General features: G+C 43.4%; 14 protein-coding genes. All 14 read left to right on the top strand.

Annotated elements, in window-relative coordinates; all coding sequences use genetic code 11:
- Nucleotides 1–117 precede the first annotated feature (117 nt).
- Nucleotides 118–711, top strand: coding sequence for an SP0191 family lipoprotein (locus EL081_RS09625; protein WP_125335101.1), 594 nt, complete (start codon nucleotides 118–120; stop codon nucleotides 709–711).
- 9 nt (nucleotides 712–720) lie between these two features.
- Nucleotides 721–1272 carry an SP0191 family lipoprotein gene (locus EL081_RS09620; protein WP_023027380.1) on the top strand — a complete coding sequence of 184 codons (552 nt, stop codon included), beginning with the start codon at nucleotides 721–723 and terminating at the stop codon, nucleotides 1270–1272.
- Nucleotides 1273–1414: 142 nt separating this feature from the next.
- Entirely contained in the window at nucleotides 1415–1681 is a 267-nt protein-coding gene (locus EL081_RS09615) for an IreB family regulatory phosphoprotein (protein WP_006597020.1), read from the top strand.
- Nucleotides 1681–2100: a Holliday junction resolvase RuvX gene (gene ruvX, locus EL081_RS09610; protein WP_023027379.1), complete on the top strand. Its 420-nt coding sequence runs from the start codon at nucleotides 1681–1683 to the stop codon at nucleotides 2098–2100. Before EL081_RS09615 ends, ruvX begins: the two co-directional genes overlap by 1 nt.
- A gap of 17 nt (nucleotides 2101–2117) precedes the next feature.
- Nucleotides 2118–2429, top strand: a complete 312-nt coding sequence (locus EL081_RS09605; protein ID WP_006595405.1) for a DUF1292 domain-containing protein — start codon at nucleotides 2118–2120, stop codon at nucleotides 2427–2429.
- A 225-nt stretch (nucleotides 2430–2654) separates the two neighbouring features.
- The gene (locus EL081_RS09600) at nucleotides 2655–3902 is read left to right on the top strand and encodes a bifunctional folylpolyglutamate synthase/dihydrofolate synthase (RefSeq protein WP_126404971.1); all 1248 of its coding nucleotides are present in this window, start codon (nucleotides 2655–2657) and stop codon (nucleotides 3900–3902) included.
- A 121-nt stretch (nucleotides 3903–4023) separates the two neighbouring features.
- Nucleotides 4024–4446: an SP_0198 family lipoprotein gene (locus EL081_RS09595; protein WP_126404970.1), complete on the top strand. Its 423-nt coding sequence runs from the start codon at nucleotides 4024–4026 to the stop codon at nucleotides 4444–4446.
- 265 nt (nucleotides 4447–4711) lie between these two features.
- Nucleotides 4712–6247: a cardiolipin synthase gene (cls, locus tag EL081_RS09585; protein WP_126404969.1), complete on the top strand. Its 1536-nt coding sequence runs from the start codon at nucleotides 4712–4714 to the stop codon at nucleotides 6245–6247.
- 156 nt (nucleotides 6248–6403) lie between these two features.
- Nucleotides 6404–7267 carry a hypothetical protein gene (locus EL081_RS09580; protein WP_185946468.1) on the top strand — a complete coding sequence of 288 codons (864 nt, stop codon included), beginning with the start codon at nucleotides 6404–6406 and terminating at the stop codon, nucleotides 7265–7267.
- A gap of 174 nt (nucleotides 7268–7441) precedes the next feature.
- Nucleotides 7442–8920: an LCP family protein gene (locus EL081_RS09575; protein ID WP_164555446.1), complete on the top strand. Its 1479-nt coding sequence runs from the start codon at nucleotides 7442–7444 to the stop codon at nucleotides 8918–8920.
- Nucleotides 8913–9644, top strand: coding sequence for a capsular polysaccharide biosynthesis protein Cps4B (cps4B, locus tag EL081_RS09570; RefSeq protein WP_126404967.1), 732 nt, complete (start codon nucleotides 8913–8915; stop codon nucleotides 9642–9644). The genes EL081_RS09575 and cps4B overlap by 8 nt, the downstream gene beginning before the upstream one ends.
- Before the next feature lie 42 nt (nucleotides 9645–9686).
- Nucleotides 9687–10382, top strand: a complete 696-nt coding sequence (locus EL081_RS09565) for a Wzz/FepE/Etk N-terminal domain-containing protein (RefSeq protein ID WP_126404966.1) — start codon at nucleotides 9687–9689, stop codon at nucleotides 10380–10382.
- Between the two features lie 12 nt (nucleotides 10383–10394).
- Nucleotides 10395–11090, top strand: a complete 696-nt coding sequence (locus EL081_RS09560) for a tyrosine-protein kinase (RefSeq protein WP_126404965.1) — start codon at nucleotides 10395–10397, stop codon at nucleotides 11088–11090.
- 19 nt (nucleotides 11091–11109) lie between these two features.
- On the top strand, nucleotides 11110–12483 hold the full coding sequence (locus EL081_RS09555) for a sugar transferase (RefSeq protein WP_126404964.1): 1374 nt from the start codon (nucleotides 11110–11112) through the stop codon (nucleotides 12481–12483).
- Nucleotides 12484–12485: the final 2 nt, after the last annotated feature.

The following is a 12485-nucleotide window of genomic DNA, read 5'->3' as shown; positions in this document are numbered from 1 at the left end:
TATCTGGCCAAAGAATCCACGAAAAAATGGTTGTAAGAATGTTTTTGCGGGGCATTCTATGGTACAATACTTCTGTGGGGAAAATCCCTTTTATAGAAGCTTATCAAAGGAGAAAACATGAAAAAGAAGCTTATTTGTCTCGGAGTCTTGCTCCTGACGCTGACAGCTTGTGGACAGAAGAAACAAGGGAAAACCGACTCTTCCAGTGTTCAAAAATCCAACAGTGCTAAAATTGAATCATTCAATAAAGAAAATCGAAATCTGTTAGAGAAGGCAGAAGAGCAGCAAGTCTTTACCAAACACTTTGTTCTTCCAACAGATGAGAAAGGTATTCGCCAAGAGCAGACCATCACCTATCAAGGGGAACAATTACAAAAATTGGTCATGACCAATACCACTCCTGCTAGTGATGAATTGAAAAAAGCCATTCAAGAGGTCGGCCTCGAAGAAGCCCAACGATTGATGGTGGAGTCGATGGACAAGGATGAACAACTCCAACAGGCACGGACTCTTCCAGGCTTTACCATTGAACTGACCGTACCAAATGAAAATGAATACCAAACGGTCATCACCTATGACTTCACTCAGTTGGATACTAAAAAAGCGGTTGAGTTAGAGTACTTCAAATCGGCTAATATTGCAGATTTGTTGAAGTTGACACCAACAGAGTATATGAATAATCTACTCCGTAATGGAGCAAAAGAAGAATAAGGAGAAAACATGAAAAAATTTCTATTACTGGTCGTTGCTGGATTGCTTGTCTTGGTAGGTTGTGGGAATTCTCAATCAAAAGGGGGCAACTCCCTATCGAAAGATAGCGTCATCACTCGGACCTTTAAGATTGACAGAGATGTTGATGAGGTTGACGTGGTAGGTAAACAGGAAATCACAGTGACCGTATCCTACCAAGGAAAGAAATACAAAAAAGTTTCCATCAAACTAGCGACTCATGTGTCGGATGAATTCAAAGCTGAAATCAAGAAGATGATTGATGCTGAGGATGATAAAGAAGGTGCCAAGCAAGCCTTGATCGAAGGTTACGAAGGTGAAGGTGGCATTGATGAATTGAGAGACTACGATGGAATCACCGTGACATCAGATTGGACAGGTGAAGCAATGGTCTCTGAGATTGAGATTGACCCTGATAAAGTAGACTTCGATGACATTAAAAACAGCGAAGACTTGGGAGAAATTTGCAAAATGATCAAGACCTATTCTCCAACGCTCTTCATCAAAAACATGGAAAAGAATGGCTTTAAAGAAGTAAAATAAAGTCATTGAAAAAATATAGCAGATTGTTTTCGGAAACAAGTGATAAAAAGTCCAAGAAAGCCCATGAAATCAGTAATTTTCGTTTGAGAAAGTATGGAAATTATGATATAATAGTATGAATATAAAGAAAGAGGGTGGTATTGTGGGATTTACAGACGAAACAGTACGTTTTAATCTTGACGATTCAAACCGTAAAGAAATTAGTGATACATTAAAGGATGTCTACTTATCTTTGGATGAGAAGGGCTACAATCCAATCAATCAAATCGTTGGTTATGTACTCAGTGGTGATCCTGCTTATGTACCTCGTTATAACAACGCTCGCAACCAAATTCGTAAGTACGAACGAGATGAAATTGTTGAAGAATTGGTTCGTTACTACTTGAAAGGGCAAGGGATCGATCTCTAATGAGAATTATGGGACTAGACGTTGGCTCGAAGACTGTCGGAGTAGCCATCAGTGATCCATTAGGTTTTACTGCTCAAGGTCTGGAGATTATTCAGATTGATGAGGAGAAAGGAGAGTTTGGTTTTGACCGTCTCTCTGAACTGGTGAAGGAATACCGGGTTGATCGTTTTGTCGTTGGTTTGCCGAAAAACATGAACAACACAAGCGGTCCTCGAGTGGAAGCGAGTCAAGCTTATGGAAAGCGCCTTGAAGAGTTATTCAACTTGCCGGTTGAGTATCAGGACGAGCGTTTGACGACCGTTGCCGCAGAGCGGATGCTGATTGAACAAGCAGATATCAGCCGAAATAAGCGAAAAAAAGTAATTGATAAATTGGCTGCCCAGTTGATTTTGCAAAATTATTTAGATCGAAAATTTTAGAAAAAAGAGGAAATAAGATGGCACACAATCATGATCATGACCACAACCATGACGAACGCGAATTGATTACATTGGTAGATGAGCAAGGAAACGAAACCTTGTTTGAAATCCTTTTGACCATTGATGGAAAAGAAGAATTTGGTAAAAACTATGTTCTTTTGATTCCTGCAAATGCAGAAGAAGATGAAAACGGTGAAGTAGAAATCCAAGCTTACTCATTTACTGAAAACGAAGACGGAACAGAAGGCGACCTTCAACCAATCCCAGAAGATTCAGATGATGAATGGAACATGATTGAAGAAGTCTTCAACAGCTTTATGGAGGAGTAAAAACGTCCGGGGGACGTTTTTAGCCTTGCGCTGGAAATGAAAACCGCAAGTAAGTCTGGGAGACTGTATCACCCCAACTCCAAGAGATTGGAAAGAGTTGGTAAGTCCGGGGGACGTTTTTAGCCCTGCTTCTAAAAATACTGGAAGTGAAATAAGAAACCAAAGAAATAGCAGAGCGTGAGCCAGCAACAAGGCTTGATCGCTCTTTTCTTTTAGGAGAAAGATATGAATCAAATTGAAGAATGGATGAATAGCCGAATTGGACTCAATTTTCGTTCAGGCTTGGGGCGGATGCAACAGGCTGTAAAGCTCTTAGGGGACCCTCGTGAAGCTGTTCCGATGATCCATGTGACGGGGACCAACGGTAAGGGCTCGACCATTGCGTTTATGCGCCAGCTATTCCAACAACATGGCCTAAAAGTCGGGACCTTTACTTCTCCGCATATTGTTAGTATGCATGATCGGATTTGTATCAATGGGCAACCAATTTCGGATCAAGATCTGATTCGCTTGGGTCAGAGCATCCAAGCGATGGAGTCTCAGCTTCTTGAGACTCACGACCAACTCTCTTACTTTGAAATCATCACCCTCTTGGCCTTTTTGTATTTCCATGAACAAAAAGTAGACCTGGCCTTGATCGAGGTTGGGATCGGAGGCCTCCTTGATACGACCAATGTCATCACAGGAGAGGTAGCAGTGATCACCTCAGTAGGGCTGGATCATCAGGAGACCTTGGGAGGAAGCCTAGAGGCCATTGCTAGGCAAAAAGCTGGGATCTTTAAAGCCGGGAAGCCGGCTGTTATCGGTCCACTGGCTAAAGAGGCTGAGCAAGTCTGCATAGAAAAGGCCCAAGCAATAGGCTGTCCGCTAGCTCGCTATGGAGAAGATTTCCAACTGGTGAAGGGCGTCTTTCAAGATGCGCAGCATCGGTTTGACTCACTGAAAATTGGGCTCAATGGAGCTTATCAGGAAGAGAATGCTGCGGTGGCTCTCGAAGCCTTTCTCCTCTTCATGGAGCAGAGAGGTCTGGCGGTCGATGAAAACGGTGTTCGGGAGGCTTTGCAAGCGACTAGCTGGCCGGGTCGTCTGGAAAACTTTGACCAAGGCATCTATCTAGATGGCGCTCATAACCCCCATGCCATCCATCGCTTGGTCGAATATGCCCGCACTTTTTCAGATAAGCGCGTGAAGATCCTCTTTGGTGCTTTAAAACGCAAGGATTACCAGGGAATGTTGGAGATCTTTGCAAGCGATTTGCCGGAGGCGGACTTGACGGTGACGACCTTTGCTTATGGGGAAGTGGTCCAAGAGGCGGATGGCTTAGGCTATCCTTATGTGGCGGATTTCAGAGATTATTTGCAAGATTTTTATAGCCGGCAAGCTGGTCAAGAGGTGCTCTTTGTCACTGGCTCTCTCTACTTTATTTCCGAAGTTCGCGCATATCTATTAGAGCAGGGAAAGAATCCTTTATAGGTAGCAACTCTCATCGGCCAGTCATAAAGATTGACCAAAAACAGGCTCTAACGTATACTAAAGGTGAGCCACAAATGAACGGGGAAGTCCGTTGAAAAGTTGGCGCGAAAGGAGACCATCCATGGCAAAGAAAGTAACTGCTTTATTAGTAACAGCTACAGTCCTCCTACTTGGAGCGTGTTCGAACCAGCAAACACCATCGCAAACGAACACGTCATCAAGTGCGACGACCACAACGGCAACTTCTTCTCAACAGACAACGACTAGTCCGCAGGTTAACCAAGCAGGTCTGAACGGAACCTATATGGGAATGGATGAAAGCGATCAAGTGACGCTCGTCATCGCTGGTGATTCAGGGACTTGGACGGCTGTAGAGGCAGATGGAGAGCAAGAGCTGAAACAAGTCAAGCTAGATGCTGCCAACCAGATCCTCTTTATCGGAGATGATGGCTACCGCTATCAACTGGAGGGGCAACAATTGACCCTGAAGGAAGCGGATCAAGACTTGGGTGATCAGGATACGATTGTTCTGACCAAGCAATAAACTAGCAGAAGTGAGAGTGGGACAGAAGTCCTAGCCTCTCAATTGTCTTTGGATTGTCGAGCAAGACGCAGTGGTTGAGTGGGCTCTACTACGCTGATTTCATCAGCTTTTACAGCCCTACTCAACTGTGCGGAGGTGGGACGACGAAATCGAATTCTAACGAATTACCGATTTCTGTCCCACTCTCTTTTTTCATTTTATCGGGTTTGCGCTCCCTTCTTAGAACTGGTATACTAGTAGGGATTATAAAAGAAGGAGAATGAGGGTGAGTTTTCGAAAGATTCGATTGTTAATGTCCAAATATGGGTTCAGTATCCTCTTTATGGGGTTTGAACTCTGGCTGTCCTTTGCGGCCTTCTTTTGGTTAAATGAATGGTTCCCCAACTGGATGTCTGTCACCATCATGGTCCTCTTGTATATCTCGACCATTTTGGCGATCGTCAACCGAAATATGCCTCCAGAGAGCAAGGTGACCTGGCTCCTGATTGCCGTCATCCCTGTCTTTGGTTCCCTTCTTTACCTCATGTTTGGAGAGCGGCGTCTGTCCAAGAAAGAAATGGTTCAGTTGGAAAATATGGAGTCCATGAATTTCCGTGAGGACAACAGCCGTGAGCTTCGCCTGCAATTGAAAGAAGAGAGTAAGAGCGTCTATGGGATGGTCAAGTCTATTCTGTCCATGGACCACAACGCAGACCTCTACAATGGGACGGCTTCGACCTTTTTCCCACTAGGGGACCATATGCTCCCACAATTGTTGGAGGATTTGCGTTCAGCCAAGAAATTTATCTTTCTCGAATTCTATATCATCGAGGAAGGTCTCATGTGGAATAGCATCCTAGATATCCTACTTGAGAAAGTCAAAGAAGGGGTAGAGGTGAAACTGCTCTACGATGATATTGGCTGTATGGCGACCCTGAAGGGAAACTACACCAGACGCTTGCGCAAATTAGGCATTGATGCCCATAAGTTTAACAAGGTGGTGCCACGATTGACGGTGGCTTATAACAATCGAGACCACCGCAAGATCTTGGTCATTGATGGCCAGATTGGCTATACAGGTGGCGTTAACCTAGCGGATGAGTATATCAACCAGAGAGAACGCTTCGGTCATTGGAAGGATAGTGCAGTGCGCTTGGACGGCCGAGCCGTCAAGGCCTTGACGCGACTCTTTCTCATGAACTGGTACATCAACCAGGGAGAGATTGAAGATTTCGATAAATACCATATGGAAAACCAAGCGGTAGATGGAGAAGGCTTCTATATCCCCTTTGGGAGTGGACCGAAACCCATCTACAAGTCCCAGGTTGGTAAGTCTGTGTATCAGAATATCATCAATCAGGCAACAGACTATGTCTACATTACGACCCCTTATTTAATCATTGATTATGATTTGACAGAAGATATTCGAAATGCGGCTCTCCGTGGTGTCGATGTACGCATCGTGACCCCTTTCATTCCGGATAAAAAATTGATCCAAATCGTTACAAGAGGGGCTTATCCAGACCTGATGGAAGCAGGGGTGAAAATCTATGAATACACCCCAGGCTTTATCCATAGCAAGCAAGTATTGGCCGACGATGAAGTCGCAGTAGTCGGGACCATCAACTTTGACTATCGGAGCCTAGTTCATCACTATGAGAATGCTGTCTGGATGTATCGAAGCCCAGAATTGACCAAGATCCGAGCGGATTTTGAAGAGATCTTTTCCGTATCTCAGCAGATCAAGTTGGACACTTTCCGGATCACCTGGTACCAGCATTTGATCAAAGAAATTATGCAGTTATTTGCGCCCATGCTATAGTTGATAGGCGATTAGATCCCTTCTCAAGAGAAGGGATTTTTTTATTACGAAGGAGAGACAAAATATTACAATTTCTTTACATAGGCTTGTCTAAGAATGTTCAAGGGGGCTATTTTTGGTATAATGAACATAATCTATAAAAAATAAGGAGAACTTATGAAAAAGCTCGTAAAATATGGTGTCTTACCAGCCTGCTTGTTGTTGTTGGCAGCTTGTTCGTCAAAACCAGCTACTGAGAAAAAAACAGCCAAAGAGGACAAGGTAGAACAATCTAGCGAATCAAAAGAAGAAAAAACAAAAAAACAAATTGAGAAAGATGGAGATATTATTCTTCGTGCCATCTTCACTGACCATTCTTCTGGTTTTACAACCTTGATGGGAACATCCGTTGATAAGTGGAAAAAACAAATTACTGAAAAATTTGTTGATGAAAATGCATCAAAATATCTACCTGCAGAAGACTTCACGCTTGAACTGTCAACTGAAACATTCACTCCAGAAAAAATCTTGGAATTGTTTGACCAAGCTCGTTTCAAAGTGTTAGCAACGATTGGTGATGACTATGAAATCACTAAGGTTGAAGACGAAGGAGATACTGCGACAGTTACCTTCAAATCTCGTGCGATTGCAACACGTGACTTGGCTAACTTGATCAACCGTGCAAAATCTAGTCTGTTTGAAAACGGAATTGAAGATGTTAAAAAATTAGAAGACAACACAGATCCAGAACTAGAAAAACGCTTGTCTCTATTGAACAACTTCTTATTCTATTATGCCTTTGACCGTTTGAATGAAGACTTTGGTTACATCGAACCACGCGAGTATACTTTGGAATTGACTAAAACCAAAGAAGGACGTTACATCCTTAGCGATGAAAGTTTCCTTGAATTGCGTAAGGAAATCTTTGTAAACGAATATTCTGCTGATGGAGCTGAAACTCGTAAAGGAAGCAATTCCTCACAGAGTGACTCAACTAGCAAGGATTCAGATACAAGTTCAACCTCAAAAGATAAAGTATAAATCCATAAAAAAGGTGAGTTTCCTCACCTTTTTTATTTACTCATTTCTTTGTCCCATATTGCTGTACAGAGAGCTCAGAATAGTATAAAATTAATAGTGGAGAATTGGGCCTAGATTCCGATTTTTAGGATGATTTTATGTTATAATATTTAAGAAAATAGTATGGGGGATAAAATGAATCAAAGCAGAAAAAACAAACGCTCAACTAGAACTAGCAGTTGGGATCAGCTACGGATTGTCAATAGCGGTCTCTGGGTCTTAACGCTACTTGTGGCTGGGCTCTTTCTTTATAATGTCTTTAGCTACAATATCCTAGCCTTTCGCTATTTGAATATCCTTGTGACGGCCTTGCTGGTTGGCGGACTTTTTTTAACCTTGGGTTTGATCCTTGCAGGCAAGGCTAAAAAGACGACGCTATTTTTATTGGTCCTAGGCTTGCTAGGAACCTCTGTGGGAACCTATGTTACCCAACAGTTGGTCGATGTCGCTGGAAATGTGAACAGAAATGCCAATTATACGGAGTTTGAGATGGCTGTCTATGTTAAAGCAGATAGTCCAATCCAAGATATCAAAGAAATCAGCAGTGTGGCAGCGCCTACGGGGAATAATAATGCAGATGATCTGATGGCCCTAGTAGAGGAAGTGAAGAAAACGCGCCAGCATGACCTGACCATCGAAGATGTGGAATCTTATGCGGCAGCCTACCAGGCCCTACAAGAAGACAAGACGAAAGCCATCGCCTTGAATAGTACCTTTGAAGATACTGTAGCAAGTGTGGATGCTGACTACGCAAAAAAATTAAAGAAAATCTACTCTTACAAGATCCGTCGCCAAGTGGAAACCAAGGCAAAGGCAGATGCCAATGCGGACACCTTTAACATCTATGTCAGCGGGATTGACACTTACGGTCCAGTCACTTCGGTTTCTCGGTCTGATGTCAATATTATCATGACGGTCAATCGAAAGACCAAGCAAGTCTTGCTGACTACGACTCCGCGTGACGCCTATGTTCCAATTGCTGATGGCGGGAACAACCAAGGGGATAAGTTGACCCACGCTGGGATTTACGGAGTAGATGCGTCTATTCATACCTTAGAAAACCTGTACGACATCAAGATTGACTACTATGTCCGCTTGAACTTCACCTCCTTCTTGAAGCTTGTCGACCTCGTCGGAGGGATTGATGTAGAAAATGATCAAGAGTTTACAAGTCTACACGGGAACTACCACTTCCCTGTAGGGAAAGTTCACTTGAATTCGGAACAGGCCCTTGGCTTTGTCCGTGAACGCTACTCTCTCGAAGGTGGAGACAACGATCGTGGGAAGAACCAAGAAAAAGTGATCGCAGCCATTATCCATAAATTAACATCGACCAAAGCATTGAGCAATTACAACGAAATCGTTTCTGGTTTACAAGATTCCTTGCAAACCAATATGCCCTTGCCAACCATTATGAATTTGGTCAATACACAGTTGGAGACTGGTGGAAGTTACAAGGTGACTTCACAAGCTGTCACTGGACAAGGACGAAATGACTTGCCTTCATATGCGATGCCAGGATCTGCTCTTTACATGATGGAGCTGAATGCTGATAGCGTGGCACAAGCCAAAGAAAAGATAAACCAAACCATGGAAGGAAAAAACAATGATTGATATTCATTCACACATTGTCTTTGATGTGGATGATGGACCAAAGACGATTGAGGATAGCAAGCTCCTCATCGAGGAAAGCTACCGTCAAGGGGTTCGTACCATCGTTTCGACGTCCCATCGTCGAAAAGGGATGTTTGAAACCCCAGAAGAAAAGATCTATCAAAACTACTTGGCAGTAAAAGAGATGGTAGAGACCTATCTGCCTGAAATGAAACTGCATTTCGGAGCAGAAATCTACTATACGCGAGATATCCTAGAAAAGCTAGAAGCCGGGACTATTCCAACGCTTGCTGATACCAGTTTTGCCTTGATCGAGTTTAGTATGGCGACCCCCTACAAGGAGATTCACCAGTCCTTAAGTGCAGTTTTGCGCTTAGGAGTGACTCCGGTGGTTGCCCATATTGAACGCTACCACTGTTTAGAAAAGAATGAAAAACGGGTGCGGGAATTGATCCGAATGGGATGCTATACCCAGATCAATAGTTCGAGCGTCCTCAAGCCTAAGTTGTTTGGTGATCGCTATAAGTTCATGAAACATCGTGCCCAATATTTCTTGGATAAGGACTTGGTTCATTTTGTTGCCAGCGATATGCACAATGTTGATCAGCGCCCTCCATACATGGACCAGGCTTATCAGTTGATTGAAAAACGCTACGGCAGTGACCGGGCGCGTGCCCTTTTTGTTGAAAATCAGCAAACATTATTGGATGACGAATTATTTTAACAATCAAGTTCCATCACGGGGATTGAAAAGGAGAAAGTGAATATGAAAAACCAAGAGAGCAAAGAGATCGAATTGGATGTGGTCTCCCTCTTTAAAACCTTATGGCGTCGTAAATTCTCAATTATCATTACGGCCTTGCTGTTTGCGATTGGAGCCCTGGGGTACAGTGCTTTTGTAGCGAAAAAGATCTACCAAAGTACTAGTCGTATCTACGTGGTCAGCCGTCAGAATCAAGAAAACAATGCCTTGACCAACCAAGATCTTCAAGCGGGATCCTACTTGGTTAAAGACTATCGCGAGATAATTCTCTCTCAAAACGTTTTGAATCAAGCTATTGATGAGTTGAAATTAGAGATGACTCCAGCAGAGCTTGCTAAGAAAGTCTCCGTGGCAGTACCTACAGATACTCGGATTTTGTCGATCACAGCATCAGACCCAGATCCCAAAGAAGCAGCTCGCATCGCGAATGGCTTGAAAGATGTAGCGGCAGAAAAAATTATTGCTGTAACAAAGGTGTCTGATGTGACAACATTGGATGAGGCAGTTGTCCCGCAGAATCCTTCTTCACCAAATATCAAACGAAATGTTGTCATTGGTTTTGTCCTTGGTGGTCTCTTGATTTCCATTCTGGTGATTTTGTCAGAGGTATTGGATGACCGTGTGAAGAAACCAGAAGATATCGAAGAAGTGATGGGTATCACACTATTAGGTGTGATCCCGAATGTGAAGAAACTGTAAGAGGGAGAATTCATGGCAACCTTAGAAATTGTAAAAAGCAAATTAGCAGCGATGACTCAGGCTGAAGAATATTTTAATGCCTTGAGTACCAATATTCAGTTGAGTGGGACGAATATCAAGGTCGTTGCCATCTCATCTGTGCAACCAAACGAAGGAAAATCAACCATTTCTACGAATTTGGCGACAGCCTTTGCGCGTGCGGGCTATCGTACCTTGTTGATTGATGCGGATATCCGTAACTCGGTGATGACAGGTGTCTTCAAGAGCCAAGGCCGTGTCGCTGGATTGACAGAAGTCCTTTCTGGGAAGAGTGAGATTTCCCAAGCGATTGCGACAACAGACTATCCAAAATTGGACGTTCTCTTGTCAGGTCAGATTTCTCCAAATCCAACGGGTCTCTTGCAAAGCAAAAACTTCGAGGTCATCATGGAGGCGCTTCGCAATCACTATGACTATATCATTGTCGACACCCCACCAATTGGGATGGTGATTGATGCGGCGATTATTGCTCAACGCTGTGATGGTAGCTTGATTGTGACAGCAGCAGGAGCTGTTAGTCGCAAGGCTGTTCAAAAGGCCAAAGAGCAACTAGAGCAGACAGGAACACCATTCCTGGGAGTGGTCCTCAATAAATTTGATATTCAATTAGAAAAATATGGTTCCTATGGTAATTACGGGAACTATGGCAATTATGGGAAAAAAAGATAAGGAATAGGATAGGGAAATTATGACAGAAGGAAGGGGATTTCACAAATTTGCTTTGGCCTTTGTTCAAAGCTTACCAGTCTTAGTTGTGGCTTATTTGTTTAGTTTTGTGACAGAGACAGAAATCCACTCTAATACAATTTTCTATCTGTATTTGTTGCATTACGTAGCCTTTTACGTCAGCGATTACAACCAAGATTACTTCAAGCGGGGGCATCTAGTCGATTTCTTACAAACCTTGAAATACAGCTTGTGCTTCGCGCTTGTCATCAGTTTTTCGAGCTTCTTTTTGGAGGAGAAGTTCTCCCTCTCCCGTCGCGGAATGATTTATTTTCTGTTCCTGCTAACACTTGTCCTTTATTTGATGAACTACCTCATCAAACGCTACTGGAGACGCTTCTATTATAGTCTCAAAGGAAGTCACAAGATTCTCTTGATTACGGCTCATTCTCGTATGGATAAAGTCCTGGATCGACTCCTTTCGTCCAATGATAGCGGTGGGGAAGTGGTTGCGGTGACAGTATTAGACCGGCCAGACTTTCAACACCCCTCTGTTCGGGTTGTTCCAAAGGAAGACCTGTTGAATTTTGCGACCTATGAAGTGGTAGACGAAGTCTTTCTCAATCTTCCAAGTGAAGAGTATGATATTGGGGAGTATGTCTCACAATTTGAGACCATGGGAATCGACGTTACCGTTAACCTCAATGCTTTTGATTTGAACTTTGCTGGCAACAAACGGATTCGCGAAGTGGCTGGACTCAATGTTGTCACCTTCTCGACCAACTTCTACAAACCTAGCCACGTGACCGCGAAACGCGTGATTGATATCTGTGGTTCTTTGGTGGGCTTGGTTATCTGTGGCTTGGTGGGTATCGTGTTGGTGCCCTTGATTCGCAAGGATGGAGGTCCAGCTATTTTTGCTCAAAAGCGGGTCGGGAAAAATGGCCGCTATTTCAAGTTTTATAAGTTCCGTTCTATGTATGTCGATGCAGAGGAGCGGAAAAAAGAATTGATGGATCAAAACACTATGACCGGTGGGATGTTCAAAATGGACAATGACCCTCGGATTACGCCGATTGGACGCTTTATCCGCAAGACCAGTCTGGATGAGCTGCCCCAATTCTTTAATGTCCTAAAAGGAGATATGAGTCTGGTTGGAACCCGTCCGCCAACAGTGGATGAGTATGAGAAGTACACTCCGGAACAGAAACGTCGCTTGAGCTTTAAGCCTGGAATTACAGGGCTTTGGCAGGTGAGTGGACGCAGCGAAATTACAGACTTTGATGAAGTGGTTCGCTTAGATGTGTCCTATATTGATGATTGGACCATTTGGTCAGATATAAAAATCTTGCTGAAAACGATCAAAGTTGTATTTAAACGAGATGGAGCGAAGTAGAA

Origin of the sequence: Streptococcus viridans (genome assembly GCF_900636365.1) — a bacterium.
Lineage (GTDB): Bacteria > Bacillota > Bacilli > Lactobacillales > Streptococcaceae > Streptococcus > Streptococcus viridans_A.
The sequence above is the reverse complement of the archived record's forward strand: the minus strand, read 5'-3'. Positions and strand labels throughout refer to the sequence as shown.

Excerpts from the sequence above, each read along its gene's own strand:
- EL081_RS09555 (WP_126404964.1), top strand. The coding sequence starts at position 11,110 with ATGACAGAAGGAAGGGGATTTCACAAATTTGCTTTGGCCTTTGTTCAA.
- EL081_RS09580 (WP_185946468.1), top strand. The coding sequence starts at position 6,404 with ATGAAAAAGCTCGTAAAATATGGTGTCTTACCAGCCTGCTTGTTGTTG.
- EL081_RS09600 (WP_126404971.1), top strand. The coding sequence starts at position 2,655 with ATGAATCAAATTGAAGAATGGATGAATAGCCGAATTGGACTCAATTTT.
- EL081_RS09620 (WP_023027380.1), top strand. The coding sequence starts at position 721 with ATGAAAAAATTTCTATTACTGGTCGTTGCTGGATTGCTTGTCTTGGTA.
- EL081_RS09575 (WP_164555446.1), top strand. The coding sequence starts at position 7,442 with ATGAATCAAAGCAGAAAAAACAAACGCTCAACTAGAACTAGCAGTTGG.
- EL081_RS09565 (WP_126404966.1), top strand. The coding sequence starts at position 9,687 with ATGAAAAACCAAGAGAGCAAAGAGATCGAATTGGATGTGGTCTCCCTC.
- EL081_RS09595 (WP_126404970.1), top strand. The coding sequence starts at position 4,024 with ATGGCAAAGAAAGTAACTGCTTTATTAGTAACAGCTACAGTCCTCCTA.
- ruvX (WP_023027379.1), top strand. The coding sequence starts at position 1,681 with ATGAGAATTATGGGACTAGACGTTGGCTCGAAGACTGTCGGAGTAGCC.
- cps4B (WP_126404967.1), top strand. The coding sequence starts at position 8,913 with ATGATTGATATTCATTCACACATTGTCTTTGATGTGGATGATGGACCA.
- EL081_RS09605 (WP_006595405.1), top strand. The coding sequence starts at position 2,118 with ATGGCACACAATCATGATCATGACCACAACCATGACGAACGCGAATTG.
- EL081_RS09560 (WP_126404965.1), top strand. The coding sequence starts at position 10,395 with ATGGCAACCTTAGAAATTGTAAAAAGCAAATTAGCAGCGATGACTCAG.
- EL081_RS09625 (WP_125335101.1), top strand. The coding sequence starts at position 118 with ATGAAAAAGAAGCTTATTTGTCTCGGAGTCTTGCTCCTGACGCTGACA.